Below are 23267 nucleotides of genomic sequence, written 5' to 3'. Positions count from 1 at the left end.
AAACCGCCCGCCTTATCACCACAATTTAAGCAATTTAGACTTAACAGATTCAATAACAATCACAAAAACCATGGCACGTGATTTAAAATTCACAAGAAACATTGGGATTGCTGCTCACATTGATGCTGGTAAAACCACCACAACGGAGCGGATTCTTTATTACGCAGGGGTAAGCCACAAAATCGGGGAAGTGCACGATGGTGCTGCAACGATGGACTGGATGGCGCAAGAGCAAGAGCGCGGTATCACTATTACATCTGCCGCTACAACAGTAGATTGGAAATGGAGAGATAACAAGTACCATATCAACATCATTGATACTCCAGGTCACGTTGACTTTACGGTAGAAGTAAACCGTTCACTCCGCGTATTAGATGGTCTTGTGTTTTTGTTTAGTGCAGTAGACGGGGTTGAGCCTCAATCTGAAACTAACTGGCGTTTGGCCAACAACTATAACGTAGCTCGTTTGGGATTCGTCAACAAAATGGACCGCTCTGGTGCTGACTTCTTGAACGTATGCAAGCAAGTAAAAGAAATGCTCGGTAGCTATGCTGTGCCTTTGCAATTGCCTATCGGTGCAGAAGACCAATTCAAAGGGGTGGTTGATTTGATCAACAACCGCGGTATGATTTGGAACGAGCATGACAAAGGAATGACTTACGAAATCGTACCTATCCCTGACGATATGAAGGAAGAAGCCGCCGAATGGCGCGAAAAACTCCTCGAAGCAGTAGCAGAATACGACGAGTCGTTGATGGAAAAATACTTCGAAGATCCAGATTCTATCACCGAAGACGAAATCTTGACTGCCTTGCGTGCCGCTACGATTGACATGAAAATCGTACCAATGCTTTGTGGCTCTTCTTTCAAAAACAAAGGTGTACAGACCATGCTTGACTACGTGATGGCTTTGTTGCCTTCACCACTCGACAAAGAAAGCATCAAAGGAACTAACCCTGATACAGGAGAAGAAATCGCTCGTAAACCAAGCGTAGATGAACCTTTCTCTGCTCTAGCGTTCAAAATCGCCACTGACCCTTACGTAGGTCGTTTGTGTTTTATCCGTGCTTATTCTGGGGTACTAGAAGCAGGTTCTTATATTTTGAACAACCGTTCAGAAAACAAAGAGCGTATTTCGCGTATCTTCCAAATGCACGCCAATAAGCAAAATGCCATTGAGCGTTTGGAAGCGGGAGACATCGGAGCGGTAGTAGGTTTTAAAGACATCAAAACAGGTGATACCCTTTCTGATGAGAAAAACCCAATCATTCTTGAATCAATGGTATTCCCGGATCCAGTAATCGGGTACGCGATTGAGCCTAAGAAAACCGCTGACCAAGACAACTTCTCTAAGGCAATCGGTAAGCTTATCGAAGAAGATCCTACTCTCCAAGTAGAATCTAACGAAGAGACAGGTCAGACCATCATCAAAGGAATGGGTGAGCTTCACTTAGAAATCATCATCGACCGTATGCGTCGTGAGTTCAAAGTAGAAGTAAACCAAGGTGCGCCACAAGTAGCTTACAAAGAAGCGATTACCAAAAACATCGAACACCGTGAAGTTTATAAGAAACAAACGGGTGGTCGCGGTAAATTTGCCGATATCGTATTTGAACTCGGGCCACGTGACGATCACGAGCAAGGTCAAGAGCCTAAAAAAGGTCTTCAGTTTGTAAACGAAGTAGTAGGTGGTGCTATTCCTCGCGAATTTATCCAACCTGTACAAAAAGGCTTCGAAGCAGCAATGGCCAACGGGCCTTTGGCAGGATACCAATTGGAAAGCATGAAAGTGCGTTTGTTCCACGGTTCTTACCACGATGTTGACTCCGATTCACTTTCTTTCGAATTGGCCGCAAAATTAGGTTTCAAAGAAGCCGCTCGTCAAGCAGGTCCAAAATTGTTGGAGCCTATCATGGCAGTTGAAGTATTGACTCCTGAAGAGTACACAGGTCCTATTACAGGTGACTTAAACCGTCGTCGTGGTATCATGAAAGGTATGGATTCACGCGCTGGTGCCCAAGTTATCAAAGCCGATGTACCTTTGTCAGAGTTGTTTGGTTACGTAACAGACCTTCGGACGATGTCGTCAGGTCGTGCTACTGCCAACTTGACTTTCTCTCACTACGAATTCTTGCCAAACAACTTGGCAGAAGCCGTAATTGCAAAGTCAAAAGGTTAGAATTACCTTATAGATTATATACTGAAAAACCCCGAAAATCGGGGTTTTTCTTTTTGTTTATAACCACCCAAATCGTTCCATTAGTTTCTCTTTTTGACTACGAGCAACGGGAATCGTGAAGCCATCGGACATCACTAAATAATTGCCTTCACCTTTCATAAATTTGACAATTCTGTCAAGGTTTACTAAATGCTGACGACTCACTCTCATGAAATTACGTTCTTCCAGAGTATCCTGAATATCTCGTAAAGTTTTAGAGACTAAGTATTTTTGTCCACCTTCCAAAAACAATAACGTATAATTGTTATCAGCTTCGCAATAAAGAACACTTTTGAGCTCGACAAACACCACGCTATTTTGGTAGGGTAATGCGATTTTTTCAGGAAATGTTCTCGTAGGGTTGTGGGATGAAAGCAATTGCTGCTTGAGCAATTCTACCTGACGGCTATCGGTACGGCGACTCCGTTCTACTTTTTGTACTGCTGCTTGCAAATCTTTCGCATCAGTTGGTTTTAACAAATAATCAATAGCACTGAATTTGAAAGCTTTTACTGCAAACTTATCATATGCAGTCACAAACACAACGGCAAAATTCAAATCACCTACCATTTCCAATAGTTGAAAGCCATTCATTTTAGGCATCTCAATATCCAAAAAAACAACGTCGGGCTGTTGAGTCCGAATAGCTTTTAGTCCTTCTTCGCTACTGATACACTCTGCCACTACTTCTACTTGCGAACAGTACATTTTCAACTGCAAAGCCAATAGCCTTACACAGTCGGGTTCGTCGTCGATAATAATCGCTTTCATACTTAAACAGGTATTTTTACAATGACTTTTGTACCCTTGGTATTTCCATTGTCATCCACCAAATCTTCGATCTGTACTTGGGTTTTTGATTTGTAAAGTTGGTTAATGAGCTCTATACGTTCGGACGTCATTTTTAGCCCAAAAGACTTATTCTTGGTCGCTGATTTACTTTTAAGCTCAGCCGCTGCCGCTCGGCCAATCCCGTCGTCAATGATACTAACTTGTAAGAGATATTCTTGCTCTAAATCAATTTTTATAATAACGGTTCCTCCCTCTTCTTTGTGCATCAATCCATGCCAAATAGCATTTTCGATGTAAGGCTGCAACAACAATGGAGGAATATCAATGTAGTGTATGTCAATCTCATCATCAGCTTCTAGTTGATACTTCACTTTATTCTTAAAACGCATAGCTTCCATTTCTATATACAATTGTAGCGTTTCCAATTCGTTGGCAAGGGTCACTTTCTCAGAGCGTGAGTTTTCTAATACCAACCGAATCAATCTCGAAAACTTTGTCAAATAGTCAGATGCTGTCTGTGCATCGTTTTCAAGCGTATATAACTTAATGGAATTGAGGCAATTAAAAATAAAGTGAGGGTTCATCTGTGCCCGCAAGGCCGTCATTTCTGTTTCAGCAATTTTGCTGGCAAATTCAGCTTCTTGAAGTTTAATTTCATTTTTTAGTAATAGATTATCCTTTTGTTTTCGACGATTGTTAAGATACAATGCCACCACAATCAACAATACGATTCCCAATCCTGCTATGAGCCAATATCTCACCAAACGATTTTGATAATCTATTTGAGCATTGGCTAAGTCTCGTTGGTATTGCTGCTCTCGAAACCTCAATTGCTGACCCTGTTTTACTTTTTCAAAATTGGTCAGGCTGTCTTTAGCAGCACTGGCCAAATCACTGTAATACAACGCTTTTTCAGGGTTTTTATGCTCCGTATACCATGTCTTCAACAATAATCCTGCTTCGCTGACTGCCTCATATTTCTTCAACTTCCAAGCTTGTTCTATTACTAAAAGAGCATTCCTACGGACAGAATCAGGCTGACTGACTTGGAGATAATAGTTGGCTAAGTTCAAATGTCCTTCCACAATCCCAGTATTATCGCTAAGTTCATAAGCCTTTTTCAAACCTTCATTAATAAAAAACAGAGCTTGTTTCTTGTTTTGAAGTTTAAGATGAATTTCTCCCATTAGCATAGGAATGTGAAAAATAAAATAACGATTGGTGGGGATATTTTTTTTCAAAGTGGTATAGCTTCTTTGCATATAGTACAACGCAGAATCTAAGCGCCCTTTGTGTAAATAGATTTCGCCAACATTCATGGTTGAACCAATAAAAGGCTCCAGATACGCCAAATTTGCGGGATAATGCCTTTGGAAATAAAAATAAGGAAACCAAGCATAATGAAGTGCATTTTCTAAGTCTCCCTGTTTTACATAAGCCGTTGAGATAAAGGCCACGGCCACCATAGCGGTATGAGAATCAAGGTCTTTTTGCGCTAAGCGACAGGTTTCTTGCAACGTTTCAATCGCTTTTCCACTTTCGCCGTATACATTATATTGATACCCCAGATTGAGCAATCCGAGTTTGACGCGATGCGTGTCTTTGATTTTTCGGGCAAGTGCGATAGATTCATTCACATATTGCAAGGCCTTAGCAGGGTCTCTCGAAATCCAAGTTTTCCCGATTTCTTTCAATACATCAATGCGCGTAGTATCTGCTTTTAAAGTAGGCAAAAGCTTCATCAAACTATCATGAGCTTGGACAATGTTGGCCGACTGCCCCAAACTCAACTGTGTTCCGACCAGCAACATCAATATCCAATTACATTTCCTCATTCACTTTTCTTTTAGATATAAATTTAACACATCTATTGCTCACCCTACTACCACGAGCTGGCGAAGTCCCATTTTTTTTGAGTGAAAGGTATTACAAGATGAGGGAACGCCTCAAAAAGCTTGAAATACCGCGAAAGATATATTCACTCAATAAGCAGCTTCCTTCCCTCAATATCCTCCGTTCCTCACTTCAGTTCGCTTGAAACACACCAAAAATTTGTAGCAATTTTAGTTAACAATCGCGGCGGCGTTGTAGGATTAAAATCATTTTTTATACCCAACTTCAAACGTTTCAAACACATGAAAAAATTAATGCTAACTCTCTTAGTACTCACTTTTTTGTATAGCAAGGCTTCCTCTCAAACAACTGACATAGCAGCTATCAAAAAGACCATAGAAGCTGAAAAAGCGGCCAGCGATGCTGCCAACTACAAAGCCTACTTAAGTCATTGGGTAAAGGCACCTTACTCCTCTTTTCTCTATAATGGCATTTTGCTGACAGGTGATGCGCTCTGGAAAACAATGGACGAACGATGGGCAAAAGCTAAAGCACGTAAAGTCAACAATACGCGTAGCGATTGGAATATACATATCAAAGGCGATGCAGCCTATGTTACATTCAATCAGCATTCGGAAGATATTGAAAAAAATAAAATCACCGAAACCGTAGAAGGGCGTTTTTTGGAAAAAATCGGAAACGAATGGAAAATCGTGAATATGACTGCAGTAACAAAGGCCAAACAATAATTCACCATTTATAACTTTTTCAACCATGCAGCGCAATCAATTTTTAGTTTCAAGTATTGTAGGGACGTTAGTCGCCGCCGCAGGCAATACTTTTGCCATGCCTCCTGACATTCTCCAACCTTTTTATTTACCACCTGCTCCGCCATTAGAGCCTGGCCCAGGAGGCTTGGATATTCGTACTTGGGTAAGAAGTACTCAAACCAACAATCAGTTTTCGTGCATTGAAGCAGCCGTAGCTCCCAAAACTATGGGACCGCCGCCGCATCTACACAAAGCTTTGGACGAAATCTGTTATGTATTAGAAGGAACTGCTTCCGTACTTGTGGGTGATAAAATATATGAAGTACAGGCGGGAGGCTTTCACTTACGTCCACGAGGTCTTGTACACACCTTTTGGAACGCCTCTGACAAACCTCTTCGCTTTATGGATTTGTATTTTAACCAGAATTTTGAAGAATATCTGGAAGAACTTTTTCACCAAATCTATGCCGACATGGCTAAACAAAACCTGACACCCTTGGATCCCACTATTGCCAAACGCATGGCCGCACTCGACAAACGATTTGGGGTAACGATGTTTCCTGAGCAACGCCAAGCGATTGTTGATAAATATGGTTTAAAATAAGATAAGTCGCTCTTTTTAAATTGTTTTCTGTTTTATATAAGGGAAGAATTCCGTACCTTTGCACCCGCAAAAGCGAAGTCGGAGTAAATGGCTCTTTCGACGAAGATTACAAAAAACACAAATCTGAGCCAGCAGAATTACAATGAACCAAAAAATTCGTATCAAGCTCAAGTCGTTTGACCACAATTTGGTGGACAAATCGGCTGACCGCATCGTGAAGGCGGTGAAATCAACAGGTGCTGTCGTAAGCGGCCCTATTCCATTGCCTACTGAGAAGCAAATCTACACGGTGTTGCGTTCACCCCACGTGAACAAAAAATCACGTGAGCAATTCCAACTTTGCACCTACAAGCGTCTGATTGATATTCACTCATCAAGCGCCAAAACCGTAGATGCTTTGATGAAACTTGAATTGCCTAGTGGGGTTGATGTCGAAATTAAAGTTTAATGACTAAGGTTTCCAATTCAAAAAGCCGACGCTGCAAAGGGTCGGCTTTTGTTGTTTTTACGCCCTTTACCGTTTAATAATTTTCCGTTGGTTTTACCCGATTCCTTATTTATATTGGCCTCTCTTTGCATTAGTGCACTACTCCACGTTTCTGATAAACTCCTAGAAGTACCGCTCTGCGTGCTTGTTTATCAGTTTTAGTTCTTCCGACAATGAGGTTTATTGCACCACTTATTTGTTTTTTTGGGGGAGTGTTACTATTCAGATATATTGCATAAAATTGTACGTTCTGTTCCTGTTGCATTTTTGATTGAAAATGAGCGAGTCAAAAATATATATACATCAGAAATTCCAGCTCCTCAATAGCAACTCATTATGATAAGAGACAAAGTAGTTTTAGTAGATATACAAAACAATGAATTGGGGATTTGTGATAAGTTAGAAGCTCATCAAAAAGGCTTACTTCATCGTGCCTTTTCCATTTTGGTTTACAATTCAAAAGGAGAAGTACTTCTTCAAAAACGCGCTCAAAATAAATATCACTCAGGAGGTCTTTGGTCAAATACCTGTTGCAGTCATCCACAGCCCAATGAGTTAATAGACGTTAGCGTACACTTACGACTACAAGAAGAAATGGGATTTGATTGTCATTTGACTCATGTTGGAGATTTTATTTACAAAACTCCATTTGAAAATGGCTTGATTGAATATGAGTTTGATAGTGTTTTTTGGGGCTTATTTGATGGTACCCCTTTGCCCAATCCTGATGAAGTAGAAGAATATAAATGGGAGTCACTATCTGTATTAAAAGAAAATTTATCAACCTTTCCTCAACTTTTCACCTATTGGCTTCCTTTTGTTGTTGATAAATGTCCGTAATATCTTGTGTATTTGACTTCTTCCGTCTCAATCCGCTGTTCCAAAAGTGTCTAACTTGGCTACTCGCTCGTTTTCCATTATTCTTTCAAACACCAGATTGATGCAGTTGTCTTAAAAAGGGGCAAAACAAATTTAAACAAAAAACCACTAACACAAGCCAAACGACCTGTGCTAGTGATTAAGAACGAACCCCGTAGTGATTACTTAAACCCAAATAAAAACGGAAATAAGAAGGTAACGACGATGGTCCAGAGGCTGTAAATAGGTAAATAGATAGCAATCGTTTTGCCTACATCGGCGAGGGTAGCTTTCTGAGTGAGGACTTTCGAAAGCTGTATCATAACGAGCAGCAAATTCACTAAAATAAGTAAGTTTCCGCCCAATACCGCCGTTCGGTTAGGGGTAATTCCCCATTCCGAAATTCGGAACAAAATGGCTGATAAAGCTACCCCATTGACCACAATGGTGAGCGTAGCCAACAGAAACAATACCCACACTTGGGCGCGATTGTGGAGCGTTTTGGAGGTTTCGGCAATCGAAAAGAAAATAAGTGCCATCACTCCAATGAGCAGGGCATTAAATACCATCAAAAACTCACGGTTGTTGTATGGGTCTTTGCCCGAATACACAATCGCGCCGAGGTACACCACTAGCATTACCAACACCAACGGACTGAAAATTTTGGCAATAACAGGCGACACTTTGCCCACCAGCTGCGGATTGGTTTGGGTAAGGTAAGTGCCCACCAAAGGGGCAGCCGCAAGTCCGAAAACACCGATGTTTTCAAAATAAAACTTCCTGATGTCGAGATTAATCAAGGAAAACAGGCCGACGGTAATCGCACTTAATATGCCGCCCGAAATGACAATCAGCGTGGTCATCACCACTAAATCGCCGTTGTATTTGAGATAGTCCAACCGTTTTTCGGAGTTGTTGGAATTGCCCACAAAAGAAAATCCGAGAATAGACCACGAAAACAAAACAAGGTGAATGCAAGATAGCGTTAGGGTATCGCTTGTGGGTTGGTCGGGAAGACTATTAATAAAGATAGCTGCCACTACAAATGCTCCTGCAAGCATGGCCATTGTCTTCGTCGAAACATTGTTTTTCCAACCAAAATAGGCGGTCAGAAGCGGAAAAATGACAAATCCGATGTTGCGGGTGTAAAAAAACTCTTCGTTGAGCTGGGCAAAAGCGGGGAGTTTGGCAATGAGACCCGCCACCAAAGACGCCCCCACTACAAGAGCAAGGTCTTGGCTTGTACCCCATTGAATATCGTCGCTTTCGTAACTCAAGCGCTCGTGCCAAACTTCGGCGATGGTATTGCCCTGTAGGTCGGGATAAGCGGAGCTAAAAGCACGTTTGAACAAGGCTTTATTGGAGCGGTACAGCTTCTCAAGCTGTTGTGGCTCATTGATATGAGAAATAAGTAGCTCTTTCATCTTAATTCCACAAAGTGCCGTTGAGACCTAGAACAATCCCCAACCAGAGGGCAATAATGTATCCTACCACGCTCACGAGAATAGCAAGTGCTTTTTGCCAGCCGTTTTGTGTACCTAACAGACTTACCAAGTAAGTAGCTCCGCCGCCCGCTGCTCCAGCCAAAGGGGTAATAATGAGTGGTTTTACCATCCAGAAAGTCCCCCACTCAGGTTTTGGCGCATTAACACTAAAAACAAAAAAAGCAATAACGGCAAGCGCAATACTTGCTCCAATAACAGAGCGTTTGATGAAAGGTGCAGGCTGAAAGGGCTGCGGGGCGAAAGCGTTGGTTGGTGTCATAAAAATGAGGTGTTGACGGATGATAAAATGACTGTGATCAAATACCTGAAAGTACTTTGTGTTGCAAAGTAAATAGATTCACAAACTATAATCCAAACAAAATCTCAAAATTATTTTTGGCAGGTAATGAGCAGGGCGTTGTTGCGCCAACCAGTTTGAAATTTCATTGTCTTTAAATTTCAAATCTTATTCCAAAAGTTGGAAAAACTCCTAAGCCAATATTGAATACTCTGCCAGTTTGTGGCACAAAAACTTCATTGGCAACGTTGAACCGTTGGTTAAAATTAGCGATGTCCAGAAATGCAGAGAATGTTCCTGCTCTCATCTGTTTGTAGTAGTCAACTCGAACATCCAAGGCGATATAGTCAGGGAATCTATTTGCGTTAATAGTCGTAATTTCTTGGGAATAAGTGGGGCTAGTTGCATTGTTCAACACATTTTCGTGGACGATATAAGCATCGGTAGGCCGCCCAGTACTGTATCGAAATTTTGCCGAAAACAACCACTTATCGCTGGGTTTGTAACTGGCCAATGCGGTAAAAGTATGTGGCACACTGAATGTGTAGTCGTACTCGCCTTGCCCATTGTTGTCGTTTCTTTTACTTACCATGTAAGAATAGCCGATTTGACCAAAATACTTGCGAGACAACCTCTTAATCAAATTAAAATCGGCACCATAGGCATAGCCATCCCCCTCGTTGTTTAATTGACTCTGAACACGATTTGGTTGTACTATCATGTAAAAGAATTGTTTATGCCATCCTTCAGCTACAAATTTTAGGTCGGGAGAAAATTGAACTTTGTAGCCGAGTATATTGTGGAACGCCTCTTCGTTTTTAAGATGCGTCCCATTTGATTGACTCGCCACATCAGAATAGGCGATGTCCTGAAAGTAAAGACCAGAAGCAAAATTGACGCTTTGTTTGTCATTTAAGGCAATGCTACCACTTAATCGGGGCGAAATGTGGGCGGCTTCGTTAAATCCGAAATAATCAAAGCGCACTCCAGGGTTTAAAGTGATTTTATCGGTTAGTTGCCATGAAAAAGATACATAGCCAGCCCCATTAAAAGCGCTGTTATTGTAAGAAGTATTAAACAATGAAGGCACTAAAACCTGATAAAATTGATTAGGGTTGGGTCTTATGTCAGTACTCCGAAAGGTAAAAAGGGTATCCGTACGTTTTAAGCGTCGTTCGTATTCGAGATTTACCACCATGGCGTCCACTCCAGCGGTGAGGGTAAGTTTATTGTAGCGTTTTGTATAAATACTTCGGTACCCGATTTCTTGTTGGTTGTTAGTAATATGCCGTAAGTCATTTTCAAAATGTCCAAATCTTGGGTTTATAATTGTGCCCTCGGCATCTAACGAAGGAGTGTATCGTCCGAAGTTATTGTTGACCGTCGATGAGCGATAGTACAGTACATTTTTCCAATAACTATTGCTACTCAGTAGGGTTCTAAGATTGAGACCTACCAAGGTTTTGCTGCCTTTATGGTTAAATAAAAGGCTTCCTGCGCTGTTATCTTCGTTGATATTTACTCCTGAACTAACGTCATCTATGTTTCTGTAGGGCCTTTCAGGGTTAACCATCACAACAAACGATAGCTTATTTTTTTTGTTGAGCTCGGTGGTAGTTTTAATTAGATAGTCGCCAAAAGAAATAGAGCCTACGCTGCTCACATTCAAGAGATTGGTCAAGGCGGCAAAGTTTTGATAACGTGCAGAGGCAAATACACTGGTTTTTTTACTCAAAGGGCCATCGGCTACCAATGTTGCCCCCAACAAATCAAACTGCCCGCTCAATGACCAAGTGGCTTTGTTTCCTTCTTTGATTCCAAGACTTAAATAAGAGGATGATCTACGTCCATTGGTCGCATCAAAGCCACCGTTTTGGAAAGTAACATTGTCAATGATTTTTGGTGCGAAGATGCTAAAACGTCCACCATTGGGGTCATTAAATCCCGAGTTAAACCCCTCGGCCTCTAAATGTGCGAGGGTAAACATTGGCATATCATCCACCATATAAATATTGTCTTGTGTTCCTTGTCCACGAGCGGCAATGGCCGAAAATTGAGAACCGCTACTCGTAACACCAGGCAATACCGCTAAAGCCCTCATAATATCGCCTTGTGCTCCTGGGTTTCTGAAAATTTCCTCCCTAGACATCAAGAATGTAGATACAGGTGTAAGGGGATTCACTTCTCCTTTGTAAACCCTCACGCTCACTTCTTGTAGTTTGTTGGTTTCTTCTAAGAGCTCAAACTCTGAATAGTAGGTCTTACTTACATTTATAATAATGTCAGTGATTTTTCGAGTCTGGTAACCTACTGATGAAATCGTAACGGAGTAATTTCCTGCAGGGATTCGGTTTACTTCAAAAACTCCCGAGGTGTCTGTTGCTGCCCCTAATGAGGTATTGGCCAACAGGATATTTGCCCCTATGATTGGCTGCTTGGTGATTTGGTCGATAATTTTGCCCTTTAAATTGCCAGTAGCTTGGGCAAAAGCAGATACACTTATTAAGCTAACCAAGAATGCCCTAACTGAGCTGTTGAATTGTCTTTTCAAGTTCATTTTTCCTTTGTTTAAAATTCTTTCACAAAGGTCAGATGAATCAAAAAAGCGGATTTAGCCAAAAGGACTTTTGTTGTAGTCAAAAATCCTTTAAAGAAGACTCCCCAAGTTTTTTGCCTGCTCTTTCTACAAAGCTTGAGGAGTCTCAACGTTATTTTTTGAAAAAATTCTTCGGTTTTTGGAACAAATAACTCTCGTCTTTGGGCAAAAAACGTGCAAGCCAAGGAGCTTCTGATAAGGTGAGACTTTGGGCACCTACCTTTAGCGAATCAAAAGAAACTTGAGATTGACGAATGAGAATTTCACGGCTAGCCAAAGGCTCTCCCAAATGACTATCGCTGAAATTGTAAGATGTACAAATACAACTCAACGTATCTGCGTGCATCCAATCCCGATTTTCGCCCCAAATTCCACAATTAAAGTGCCGATAGCCCACGGGATTTTTGTAACCACTACCATTTTGATAAACATTTACAAAAAAGTGAAGTTGAGGAGAAGTACCTCCAATAAACTCCGTCCAACCGTCAAATTCTAGGGCTTTCCAGTAGCGTTTTAGGGCTAAAAATCCATTTTTATCCGCCGAAATTTGCCATGCAATGCGGTTAAACGTATAACCATCGTTTTTGCCGCGTGCTTCGTAATTCCGATTATAACTGTACCAGTTTCCTACGATACCTTTTGCCAATGTTGAGGTGTCGGCTACAGAGCGGATTACTTTCCCGCCCGTGTCTTCTCCTCGCCAAAACAAAGCTGCTCCTAGCAACCCTATGAGTACTATTAAAATGACAACGGCTACTATTTTTCCTCGTTTTTGCTTTTGATAAAGAATACGATTTTCCCTTAAAAGCTTTTGTAAATCGGTGTTGAGGGTCAAAAGTTCATTTTCTAAATGAGAAGTCTCCGGTGCGGATTTACCTAGGTTTGTTCGAATGGCATTTGCATCAAACCCTTGGCTTTGGCGATAGTCGTCGAGGGTCGCATAGCCAAGGGTCCGAACAAGCGCCAACATAAAATGATCGGTAGTACCAATGTAAGTCTTTACTGATTTGAGAAGGTCATCGTGACGGTCGCGGAAGGTACTACCACCGAATTTATAGGTTTCAGGGCCAATGCCTTTTTCGTGAATCTCAAGGCTTTTTTGGTAAGTAGCATGCCCCACAAAGACGGGCAATTGCCTTTTTTGTTGTTTTTCGTAACTGCTGTTTTTAGACCAACTTGCGTTTCCCAATACCTGATTCATCGAATGAGGCGGCATGCGAAAATCGGTATAAGGAAGCCCTAATTCTTCTCGAAAATACAATTCCAGCACTTGATTCCACAGTTTCTCAAACAACGGGCGAGCTACTTCAATATTCATGTTTTTTTACTTCTGTTAAAACAAAATCTTGATAAGACATTAAGCTATTGACAAGCAAATGCAAGTTATCTTTTTTTTAGAAAAATAGAATGTAACCCCTCTGTAGCCACCTCTCACATAGCAATCCGCTAGCAGTTATCCTTGACTTTAAGGCGCAAAAATCTTCAATTTTCGATAAATAAATTAACAGTCCAGGAGAGACTTTCTAAGTTTAAGCCAATGCGTAGCCCATAACAAACACCTTAAAAACTTAGAAAGTCTAAATAAAACCCTAGGCAAGACTTTCTAAGTTTAAGCCAATGCGTAGCCCATAACAAACACCTTAAAAACTTAGAAAGTCTATTGGTAAACAAAATCAGATCACCTTAATCTTTATTCAAATGGAATTTCAACTTTCAAACCCTGCGCTTTGGGAAAAAATAAGCAATTTTCAATTAGATGATTCAGCCGAAGCCGCTGCTGTTCAGTTTTCGGACAAGCTCGCCAAAGAGGAAAAATGGACGGGTGATTTTGCCAAACGTGCCATCGCCGAATACAAAAAGTTTTTATACCTCTGTCTCACTATGCCCCAAGGTGCCTCACCTTCGGAGGTAATCGACAAAGTTTGGCATTTGCATTTGACCTATACTGTAAGCTACTGGCAAAAACTCTGCGGCGAAATATTACAAAAACAGCTTCATCACTATCCCAATAAAGGGGATGAAAAAGAAAATCTCCGCCATCAACAATGGTACGCCGACACTTTGATAGCCTATGTAAAAGAGTTCCAAGAGATTCCTCCCACCGACTATTGGTCACTGCTTTCTGGACTAGATTTAGAAATTTATCTTTCTCCTAATTCGCTCTTTCGCAAACCTAATTGGCAAACTCCTTCTCTATGGCAAGGCAAAGAGTATTGGCCTATTGGAGCTTTGGCGCTGAGTATCTTGTCGCTATTTATGTTTTCATTGTCTGGCCCCTTCTTTTTGTTGGCATATATGGTTTTGATAGTTTGGGCATACTGGGGCATTTATCTTAAAATTAACTTTAAGAAAATGGTCTTACAAGCGGCTACTCAACAGCTCCACCCCTATCACTTTGCGGCTGTCTTTAAAGATACCGAAACTTTGTTTTTAACACTTGTCACTGATTTTGCTGAAAAGGGTTGGCTCCACTACCAAACGGGCGACAAGTTTGTCTGTGATAAACGTATTCACCAGCCGATGATGTATTCGCTGCAAGCCTACGATGAAAAAGATATCTCGGCTAACCTTCTTCGAGATAGCTTATTTTCGTTCGCAAAAACCATTTCCAAAGCGACCCTTTCTCTTAAACAAACACTTTCACGAGGTGTATGGGTCAATATTTTTCAGTGGTTGGTGTTATTGGTTGGTATTGTTAGGGTTTTTCAGGGAATCTTGAATGCCCGCCCCGTCATTTTCTTATTGCTGCTGCTTGTATTTTATGTACTGGTTTGGATAATCCTAAGTCAGTCATCATTGCTCGATCAAGACACCCAAAATTCGTATCAAGCCTCGGAATGGAGTTACGACATAAGCACTGCTGCCCTGACATTTATGCTTTTCAATACAACTTATACCTTTGCCGATGGCCACACACTCCCGCACCTTTTTCACAAACCCCCTACTTCAGGCGATGGCGTAGGGTGGTGGGGAGCAAGTTTTACTTCTAATGCTGCTAGTGATAGCGGCACCGCTAGCTGTGGAAGTGGAGGATGTGGCTCGGGAGGATGTGGTGGCTGTGGCGGATGCGGAGGTAGCTAGCCATCGTATTCTATTTTTGATTAGGGATAAAAAGGTTTTTAGGTGTATCTTCGCAAGAAACCTTTTTCGCTAACATTACTATTCATTGGATGAAATCTGTCGCTTTTTTATTGCTCTTTTTTGTTCAGGTTGCCCTTGCCCAAACCCCCTCAATCCAAGTACTTGACCAAGAAGTCAGTTCAGTGATTGAAAAATACATTGCCGACAAAAAAATCCCCGGAGCGGTAGTTACTATCAAAAAAGGAGATAAAGTACTCCTTCAAAAAGCTTATGGCTATGCCCAGCTCAAAGAGTTTGACGGTTCAATTGCAGAACGCCCCGAACGGATGACCGTCAATCATTTGTTTGATATTGCATCATTGACAAAAGTAGTAGGTACGACTACGGCAATCATGAAGCTCCACGACCAAGGAAAACTCAATATAGAAGCCCCAGTAGCACGATATGTAGCAGGTTTTGAAGAAGGAGAAAAAGCCAAAATCACCCTCCGCCACCTCCTAACGCATACATCGGGCATGTATGAATGGTATCCTTTGTATTATTTCTCAAACAAACGAACAGATACCTATGCTTTTATCAAACAACTTCCTTTGAAATATCCCGTAGGAGAAGGTCGGCACTATTCCGATTTGGGTTTTACGCTCTTGGGCGAAATCATCGAGAAGGTTTCGGGAAAAAGCTTGGATGCTTACCTAAAAACCGAAATTTTTGCCCCTCTTCGTATGACCCACACCACCTACAATCCCGACAAAGCCGCCAACCTCATCGCAGCGACTTCGATGGGAAATCCTTATGAAAAACGCATGATAGAAGACTCCACGCTGGGATTTGTGGTAAAAGGACTAGACCCTAAAAGCTGGAATGGATGGCGTCAATACCTCCTCAAAGGTGAAGTAAATGATGGCAACGCCTGGTACGCCAACGAGGGTATTTCGGGCGCGGCGGGGCTTTTCTCGCCCGTCGATGACCTCCAAAAACTAGTAGATATGCTCAAAAATAAAGGTATGGTCAGAGGTAAAAAGTTTATTTCTTCCAAAACCGTGTCGCTATTTTTAACTCAAGACAATTTTAAGAATGGCCTAGGCTGGATGATGGATACTCAAAGTGCCTTGATGCGAAATGCTCCCGCAGGCACTTTTGGTCATACGGGTTTTACGGGAACGAGTATTGTGGTAGTGCCTACTCAAAAGCTTTCGGTGATTCTCCTCATTAATCGCCAAAATATGGGTTTACAGCCCACAAAAGATTATTTTAATCCCAATCCTATCAGAGAAGCAGTGTTTAAAGCGGCAATTAGGTGATAATAAGACACTGTGCATAAAGTTTTAGATATCCTCCCATTCATATTTGATTTCTCATACAACTACAATATCGCAGGCAGGATGCCTGTACTACATGGTTTCCAACCATTTACTGTTATTGAGAGTCCTTAGGGGTAAAGGGGATGTAAATGAAAAAAGTAATATTTGTTTTATTGGTAGGCAGTGCCACCTTGAGCAGTTGCGAAAATGTGCGCCTCAAAGAACAAGCCGCCACTATTGCCAACCGCGATTATACTTTTTGTGGATATTGTGGAGGATGGTTTGTGTGGGTAGATTCTACCATGTACCGAGCCACGGTGCCCGCTTCTTTTGAGAAAGAAAACAATAAGGTATGGATAAGATTTGAACCCGACGAAAGACCTGGCTATAAAGATGCACGCTGGATAAAGATTAAGTCGATTCGAGCGAGGTGAAGGGAAAGGAATAGCTTCAATCAGGAAGAGAATTGAGCAAGCAATGCTTTAAAATCCTCATCCTCGCGTAGCGAATCAAAATCCCGGTCTTTTTGGACGTGTTCTACTGTAACGTCTTTTCTTTCTAGAGCTTGTTGAAGCCAATATAGAGCATTTCGCTTGTCATTGAACAAAGAGTAAACACAGGATAAGTTATAAACTTTCCCTCCTAATTCTTGGGATTTTTGTGCCGCTTCAAGTGCTTTCTGTAGTGTTTCAGATTTTTGAGGTTCTTTTTGCTGATACGAAAAATTAATGAAGTTATTACTTAAGTTATGCCACACTTTATTGTAACTGGGGTCTATTTTAATAGCTTTATAGTAAGCCTCAATAGCTAAATCATACTTCTTCTGTCTAGCATATATAACCCCCAAATTATATCTTAATTTAACATCATCTGGTTTAAGTACGACAGCTTTCTCTAGATCCAAATGAACGGTTTCTTTATTCCCAGAATTATAAACCAAAATAAAACGATAATTATACAAAAACGCGTCATCGTCACAATAGCCAATTGCCTCATTTATCAAATCAATTTGCGTTTGTACATCCGTTGTATCAAACTTCGCTTTGTAATACAGCTCATACGCTTTTCGCTTTCTGTCAAAAATGTTCCATTGTGCATCAGTGAAATATTCCTTTGTTACTTGCGTAAATACATCCCAATAATCTTTTCGTATTTGTACTTTGGGCTGTGATTCTACGTAAAAACCCGCTTGAAGTTTCTCTTCAAACGCTTGTTCGTCGTCGGCGTGGATGATAGAGAAGCGTTGAGCAAAGTAGTCAAGAGAGGCCAAGGATTCAAAGCGTTTTAAGAAGCTTTCTCGAAGCATTTTTTCGCGGGGGTCAATTTCTTTACGGCCTGTGCCGTATTGCATAGGTACACGATTTAGCACCAAGTGATAAGGTAAATTGCGACTTGAAGGGTCGGCGTATAAACTGCGAAGTACCCAAAATAGCCCGTCTTGGTTTTCGCGATTATTGATTCCTACCAAGATAGCTTTATCGGCCATTAGTTTTAAGGTAATAGATGCCGTTTCGGTCAGTCCTGTACGTGAATCAATCAACAAAAAATCGGGTGCAAGTTCAGCTTCGATACGTCCTTTTAAATCTTCCAGTAGCAAAAGTCCTTTGCTGTAACCCGTAGAAGCGTCATATTCAAACAGTTGTTGCCAGTTAATATCAAATAGTTTTCGCCAATAATCGGCTTGTTGCAGATTTCCCGCCGGAATCAATGAGATAGGGTTTCCTTTGGCCGTAGTAAAGGACAAATAAAAACGTGTAAAATCAGCGGGAGGAAAGCCTGTTTGGTTAAATTCATCCACATACTCTACAATTCCTTCAGTATGTGCCAAGCGTTCTTGATCTTCTGGATTTTGTAAATCATCAAACTTGTAAGGCAACCCAGGTGCTTCCAAGTCAAAGTCAATAACGCACACTTTAGCTTTCATTTCATCGGCTAGCCAAAGTGCCATGTTTGAAAGTGTCAATGAGCGTCCCACTCCACCTTTGAATGAATAAAAGGTAATGGTTTTCATGCCATTTGAAGGTTGAATTGGGGATTTCGTACTTTATCAGGATTAAAGTTTTTGAAGCGTGAGGTGATTTCTTGACGTTTGAGTTCCGCATCTTCTACAGCCTTTTTTACTCGTTTAAACAATTCTCCATTTTTAGAAAGATTATGATTCTCCAACAAGGCTTCACCAACAAATAATGCGGTATAATACTTTTCTTCCTTCAAATAGCTTTCCATTTTTTCAACGGCACCACTCAAAAAGCCTGAGGGAATACTACGAAAAAAGGCTTTTTTATCTTCTTCCAAAATCGTTGTATTGGAATCTCCAGCTTCACGACGAGCTTGCCACGCAATTTGGCGTAATCGTTCAAAAACTGCCTCCCAAGTAGGAAAATGCTCATTCAACTCCCTAAACCCGAATTGTGAAATGGTTGACTTAATTTGCTCATACGGCAAGTGTTCTTTCCCATGAAAATCAAAGGGAGGCTTTACCAAATAAACTTCGCCATGTGTATCTGCCACTATACCGTATCCATCGGTGAAGGTAGCTGCAATGAGTGTTAAGGTCATACTTTAAACCAATTCTGTAGTTAGTTGATTATTTGTTTCATAGCTACTAATCAACGTTTGTAACTCCGTTATATTCCTAATTTCTGCCCCCAAAGCTACCGTAGGAGTCATGATTGCATCAATCAATGCCTGAAAACGTTCCTTTTCGGCACGTAGCCGAACCCCGGTTTGAATTTTTACCTCTTGCCATGTAATTACTTCTACGTAATCGCGGTGTTTGTTGGAGGCATCTCCAAAAGGTTTCAATACTAACAAATTGTAGTCAATATCGGTGCCATTTGCCAAATCTTCCTTTCTTTTTAAAACGATGAGAGGGATAAAATGTTCGAGTGTACTTAAATCTTGAACAAGGATTTCAACAGATACGGCCTCATTGTTTTCAGTAAAATAAAAACATTGTGTTTGTCCTTTTTCTTTCCGAATGAGACTGTTGTATTTAACAAATACTAAGTTATTCTCCTCAAAATGACTCAACGGAAAAGCCAACGTAAAATCTCCAAACGCAGGAATACCTAGCTGCCCATTGTTGAAATTGAGATATTTAAATTTTTGTCCTTCTGTAAAAGTAGTGTCAAAAGTAGCTCGTTCACCTTTAAATTTGCTAAAATGAGCTCCTCGTTCTTCTTCACTGTCAAAGCGCTCGTAAGCGTTTAGATAAGCGCCTTTTTGTAAAATACTTGATAGTATCAGCTCTCTTTGGCGCCCTTCTTTATCCCCCTCTCTTCCTGAGCAATACAATTCCCCATCAGCTCTATTTTGAAAGGCAAAGCCAGAAAACGTCGCTACCGTCACTTCTCCTTTTTCTCGAAGGTGATTTTCAAAATTTTGAAGACATACATCATCAATGCAATAACGACACTCCTCATAACTAATTTGCAGTTTGGGAAGATTTTCAAGCGCTAAACTATAAATATCGTACATCATCAGAAGCTAAAAGCAAATTTTTCACCTTAAAGCAAACGAAAAAACTTGAATTTGTCAACCCTTTTCAGCTACCTATTTTAAAAGCTATTTGTACCCTTTTAACCACAAAAACCGCCCCATAAAAGGGCGGTTTTTGTAATACCTCTCACCAAGTGGTAATAGGGTGTAGTATTTTGATGTATTATTTACCTACTTCTATTTCCGCTTCTCCTTAATCTCTCTCAACAAATCCTGCATTTCTTTCAACTTAGTTGGATTGGTGGTAGCGAGATTGTTGGTTTCTCCTAAGTCTTTTGACAAATCATATAATTGTGGCTCAGGGTTGTTGCCAAGCTCCGTGTTGGTTTGTACGCTCATTTTAGGGCCTTTGCTGGGTTCGATGTATTTCCAGTTGTCTTTCAGAAGTGAAAAAGTACCTGCGTGTTCGATGATAAAATCACGTCCTTTTTTGTCTTTTCCCAATAAAGCCGCTAGTTGATTGCGCGTATCGGGGGCCGTAGTAGCATCAAAAGACTGCCCCGTGAATGCCGCAAAAGAAGCCAATAAATCGACTTGACTTACTGCCGCGCCCGACACTCCTGCTTTCACTTGTCCCGGCCAGCGTACAATAAACGGCACACGTGTACCTGCGTCAAAAGCACTGTATTTTCCGCCGCGCAAAGGACCAGCAGGAGTATGTCCATTCAGAAGCTCCACAGCTTGGTCTTGATAGCCATCGTCCACAACAGGGCCATTGTCGCTCGAGAAAACAACAATGGTATTCTTGGATAAATTGAGTCTATCCAAAGCTTTCATTACTTCGCCTACCGTCCAATCAAGTTGGACAATTACATCACCACGAGGTCCCATGCCACTTTTACCCACAAAACGCTGATGTGGCACACGAGGTACGTGGATGTCTTGGGTAGAAAAATAAAGGAAGAAGGGTTCAGCTTTGTTTTTTTCGATAAATTCTACGGCTTTACTTGTAAAAATATCCGCCATATCTTCATCTTTCCAACGCGCCGATTTTCCTCCTGTCATGTATCCAATGCGTCCAATACCATTGATAATTGTAAAATCATGACCGTGCGAATGTTTCATTTTCAACAATTCGGGATTGGCACGCCCCGTAGGTTCGTTGCCGATAGGCTCTTTAAAACTCACTTGGATAGGATCAGTAGGATCTAGGTTTACGACTCGCCTGTTTTCGACATATACACACGGCACGCGATCGCCAGTAGCAGCCATGATGTAGGAGTAATCAAACCCAATATCCAAAGGACTTGGTTTGATGTCGCCGTTCCAATTGGGCCCCCCTTGTGGCCCTAACCCCAAATGCCATTTCCCTACCACACCCGTTTTATAACCTGCTTGCTGAAATACCAGCGGTAACGTACTACGCCCTGGCAAAATCAAAGCAGCCGCATCGCCCGTAGCAACACCCGTACCGGGTTTGCGCCAAGCGTATTCGCCCGTGAGCATAGAATAACGTGAAGGCGTACAAGTAGCCGAACTCGTATGAGCATTGGTAAAACGAAGCCCTGCCTTAGCAAGCTTGTCAATATTGGGGGTTGAAACCTTTTTTGCACCATAGCATCCTATATCACCATAGCCCAAATCGTCAGCATAAATGATGACTACATTGGGTTTGGATTGGCTATAGGCCCTCCCTAAGGTCAATCCTAGTAGCAACAACGCAAGTATTTTTTTTGTTTTCCACATAATAACACTAAGTAAAATTGAAAGTCGAAACTAAAGAAATGGTGCGAATATAGTGAGATTACTACCTTAAAATGACACAAAAATCAATAGCCTGGATTTTGTTTTAAATTGGGGTTGATATTGATTTCGGATTGCGGAATAGGCCACAAGTAATCCACTCCCTGACGAAATGCGCGAGTAGTGACATACCAGCGGCTGTTGGGGTCGATGGTGGTACCTTTTTTGCGAATATTGTTAGCACCGGGGAAGGGTGCACCATAAAAATCACCATTCAATACCTGATGGGCAATTCCCCAACGCAACAAATCCCAATAGCGAACCCCCTCAAAAGCAAGTTCCACCCGACGCTCATGGCGCATTTGTTCTTTTATGCGCGTCAGAGTGGTGAAAGTAATAGGAGGCATCTGCACCGAAGCTCTCCTTCTAATCAAATTGATAGTCTGGTCTAAAAGCGCCTGAGTTACTTCTCCTGTTTCGATTTTTGCTTCCAAATACCCTAACAACACCTCCGCATATCTGATAACTGGTATATTGCCCCCAGACTGCTGTAAGTTTCCGCTGTATGATTCATCATTAAATTTACGGATACCATAGCCGGTTTGAGTGGTTTGTTTACCTGCACCGAGTTGGTCGGGAGAGTCTCTCACATCAGGATGCGTGGTATAAGTGCGGCCTTTAAAAGATGCATTGTTGTAGATAAGGTTAAAATCAAAACGTGGGTCACGGCTTTTGCCAAGGTTTTTTGAATCATACCGCGAATCGGTATAAGAGAAAGGAGTACCGTCAGAAAATTCGTATTCTTCGGCGATACTGCCTAAAGGACAGAAAATATGCCAGCCATTGGCAACCGCAGGATAGCAATGCTGCAAAAATCCCTGACCTTGTAAGTCGTTTACAAACTGATTCGCAAAAATAATTTCATTGCTATTTTCACCCGCTGGTATAAATAAGTTCAGATAGTTGGGGTCAATGCTGTTGTCGCCAAAATCAATGATTTGTTTGTAGACATCAGCAGCTTCTTGATAGCGTTTTTCGGCGAGATACAAACGCCCTAAAAACGCCAGAACAGTTTGCTTGGTGACCCGTCCACGCTCCGCAGCTACGACATCTTTGTGGCGTGGCAAGTCAGCCACCGATGCTTTAAACTCATCTTCCGTAAACTTCACTATTTCTGCCTTACTGGCCCGTACTTGAGCATTGGCTTCGGAAGGTGTCAGGGATTTTGTCACCAATGGCACTCCTCCCCAATATTGACTCATATAAAAATACTGCGATGCACGGATAAATTTCACTTCGGCAACCATTCGTTTTTTACGGGTCTCGTCCATGGGGACTCTATCGATATTCTCCAAAAACTCATGGCAACGAGCAATTCGAAGGTAGCTGTTGGTCCAGTAGTTGGTCATATAAGCATTGGTAGCAAGATTGGTACCATTGGTCAATTTATGAACGGCGGAGTTATCGCCACGGCGGTCGTAAGCATTGTCGCTGGCAAATTCTAAGAAAATAAGCCCGTGGTACGACCACCAATCGGCAGGGTTAAATTCTGCCACATTATAAATATTGTTGCCCCGATAAACACCCGCAAGCGCAAGCATTGCATTGCTTTCACTTTGCCAAAAACTTTCTCTGGCAAACTCCGTCAAAGGCGATTTTACGAGGGCATCCTTACAACTTATAGCAGTCATCAATCCAACTACTAACAAGTTCCAAGCGGTAATTTTTTTGAGCTGAGTATAAATATAGGTCTTCATTGAG

19 protein-coding genes are annotated in these 23267 nt (G+C 41.5%); 8 read left to right on the top strand and 11 right to left on the bottom strand.

Annotated elements, in window-relative coordinates; translation table 11 throughout:
* The first annotated feature begins 70 nt into the window (after positions 1-70).
* On the top strand, positions 71-2179 hold the full coding sequence (fusA, locus tag P1X15_RS05385) for an elongation factor G (protein ID WP_277337121.1): 2109 nt from the start codon (positions 71-73) through the stop codon (positions 2177-2179).
* 57 nt (positions 2180-2236) lie between these two features.
* Here the strand turns inward: fusA and P1X15_RS05380 are convergent, their stop codons facing one another.
* Together P1X15_RS05380 and P1X15_RS05375 are read right to left on the bottom strand one after the other, a co-directional pair.
* Entirely contained in the window at positions 2237-2989 is a 753-nt protein-coding gene (locus P1X15_RS05380) for a LytTR family DNA-binding domain-containing protein (protein ID WP_277337120.1), read from the bottom strand.
* A gap of 2 nt (positions 2990-2991) precedes the next feature.
* The gene (locus P1X15_RS05375; RefSeq protein ID WP_277337119.1) at positions 2992-4845 is read right to left on the bottom strand and encodes a histidine kinase; all 1854 of its coding nucleotides are present in this window, start codon (positions 4843-4845) and stop codon (positions 2992-2994) included.
* A 300-nt stretch (positions 4846-5145) separates the two neighbouring features.
* Here P1X15_RS05375 and P1X15_RS05370 point away from each other — a divergent pair, with 300 nt between their 5' ends.
* From P1X15_RS05370 to idi, 4 genes are all read left to right on the top strand, one after another.
* Complete coding sequence (locus P1X15_RS05370) at positions 5146-5592, top strand: hypothetical protein (RefSeq protein ID WP_277337118.1); 447 nt, start codon at positions 5146-5148, stop codon at positions 5590-5592.
* Positions 5593-5617: 25 nt separating this feature from the next.
* Positions 5618-6217: a cupin domain-containing protein gene (locus P1X15_RS05365; RefSeq protein WP_277337117.1), complete on the top strand. Its 600-nt coding sequence runs from the start codon at positions 5618-5620 to the stop codon at positions 6215-6217.
* Between the two features lie 142 nt (positions 6218-6359).
* Complete coding sequence (rpsJ, locus tag P1X15_RS05360) at positions 6360-6665, top strand: 30S ribosomal protein S10 (RefSeq protein ID WP_028522456.1); 306 nt, start codon at positions 6360-6362, stop codon at positions 6663-6665.
* Between the two features lie 375 nt (positions 6666-7040).
* On the top strand, positions 7041-7544 hold the full coding sequence (gene idi, locus P1X15_RS05355) for an isopentenyl-diphosphate Delta-isomerase (protein ID WP_277337116.1): 504 nt from the start codon (positions 7041-7043) through the stop codon (positions 7542-7544).
* A 200-nt stretch (positions 7545-7744) separates the two neighbouring features.
* Here idi and P1X15_RS05350 read toward each other — a convergent pair whose 3' ends face one another.
* The 4 genes from P1X15_RS05350 to P1X15_RS05335 all read right to left on the bottom strand — a co-directional run bounded on the left by P1X15_RS05350 (position 7745) and on the right by P1X15_RS05335 (position 13258).
* Positions 7745-8986, bottom strand: a complete 1242-nt coding sequence (locus P1X15_RS05350) for a hypothetical protein (RefSeq protein WP_277337115.1) — start codon at positions 8984-8986, stop codon at positions 7745-7747.
* A 1-nt stretch (position 8987) separates the two neighbouring features.
* A complete protein-coding gene (locus P1X15_RS05345) occupies positions 8988-9326 on the bottom strand; it encodes a potassium transporter KefB (protein WP_277337114.1) in 339 nt (112 codons plus the stop codon).
* Positions 9327-9498: 172 nt separating this feature from the next.
* Entirely contained in the window at positions 9499-11901 is a 2403-nt protein-coding gene (locus P1X15_RS05340) for a TonB-dependent receptor (RefSeq protein ID WP_277337113.1), read from the bottom strand.
* Positions 11902-12052: 151 nt separating this feature from the next.
* Positions 12053-13258: a hypothetical protein gene (locus P1X15_RS05335; RefSeq protein WP_277337112.1), complete on the bottom strand. Its 1206-nt coding sequence runs from the start codon at positions 13256-13258 to the stop codon at positions 12053-12055.
* Between the two features lie 380 nt (positions 13259-13638).
* Between P1X15_RS05335 and P1X15_RS05330 the strand changes: the two genes are divergently transcribed.
* From P1X15_RS05330 to P1X15_RS05320, 3 genes are all read left to right on the top strand, one after another.
* The gene (locus P1X15_RS05330) at positions 13639-15021 is read left to right on the top strand and encodes a hypothetical protein (protein WP_277337111.1); all 1383 of its coding nucleotides are present in this window, start codon (positions 13639-13641) and stop codon (positions 15019-15021) included.
* A gap of 89 nt (positions 15022-15110) precedes the next feature.
* Positions 15111-16322 (top strand): serine hydrolase, encoded by a 1212-nt coding sequence (locus P1X15_RS05325; protein WP_277337110.1) that lies wholly within the window; start codon positions 15111-15113, stop codon positions 16320-16322.
* Between the two features lie 149 nt (positions 16323-16471).
* Positions 16472-16756 (top strand): hypothetical protein, encoded by a 285-nt coding sequence (locus P1X15_RS05320; protein WP_277337109.1) that lies wholly within the window; start codon positions 16472-16474, stop codon positions 16754-16756.
* Positions 16757-16776: 20 nt separating this feature from the next.
* Here the strand turns inward: P1X15_RS05320 and P1X15_RS05315 are convergent, their stop codons facing one another.
* The 5 genes from P1X15_RS05315 to P1X15_RS05295 form a co-directional block, all read right to left on the bottom strand.
* Entirely contained in the window at positions 16777-18333 is a 1557-nt protein-coding gene (locus P1X15_RS05315) for a KGGVGR-motif variant AAA ATPase (RefSeq protein ID WP_277337108.1), read from the bottom strand.
* Positions 18330-18881, bottom strand: a complete 552-nt coding sequence (locus P1X15_RS05310) for a hypothetical protein (protein ID WP_277337107.1) — start codon at positions 18879-18881, stop codon at positions 18330-18332. The genes P1X15_RS05315 and P1X15_RS05310 overlap by 4 nt, the downstream gene beginning before the upstream one ends.
* Positions 18882-18884: 3 nt before the next feature.
* On the bottom strand, positions 18885-19805 hold the full coding sequence (locus P1X15_RS05305) for a hypothetical protein (protein ID WP_277337106.1): 921 nt from the start codon (positions 19803-19805) through the stop codon (positions 18885-18887).
* Between the two features lie 195 nt (positions 19806-20000).
* The gene (locus tag P1X15_RS05300) at positions 20001-21509 is read right to left on the bottom strand and encodes an arylsulfatase (RefSeq protein ID WP_277337105.1); all 1509 of its coding nucleotides are present in this window, start codon (positions 21507-21509) and stop codon (positions 20001-20003) included.
* Between the two features lie 83 nt (positions 21510-21592).
* Entirely contained in the window at positions 21593-23263 is a 1671-nt protein-coding gene (locus tag P1X15_RS05295; RefSeq protein ID WP_277337104.1) for a RagB/SusD family nutrient uptake outer membrane protein, read from the bottom strand.
* Positions 23264-23267 lie beyond the last annotated feature (4 nt).

It is taken from the genome of Runella sp. MFBS21 (assembly GCF_029433105.1).
Taxonomy (GTDB): domain Bacteria; phylum Bacteroidota; class Bacteroidia; order Cytophagales; family Spirosomataceae; genus Runella.
Note: the sequence above shows the minus strand (reverse complement) of the source record. Positions and strands in the feature narration are given on the sequence as shown.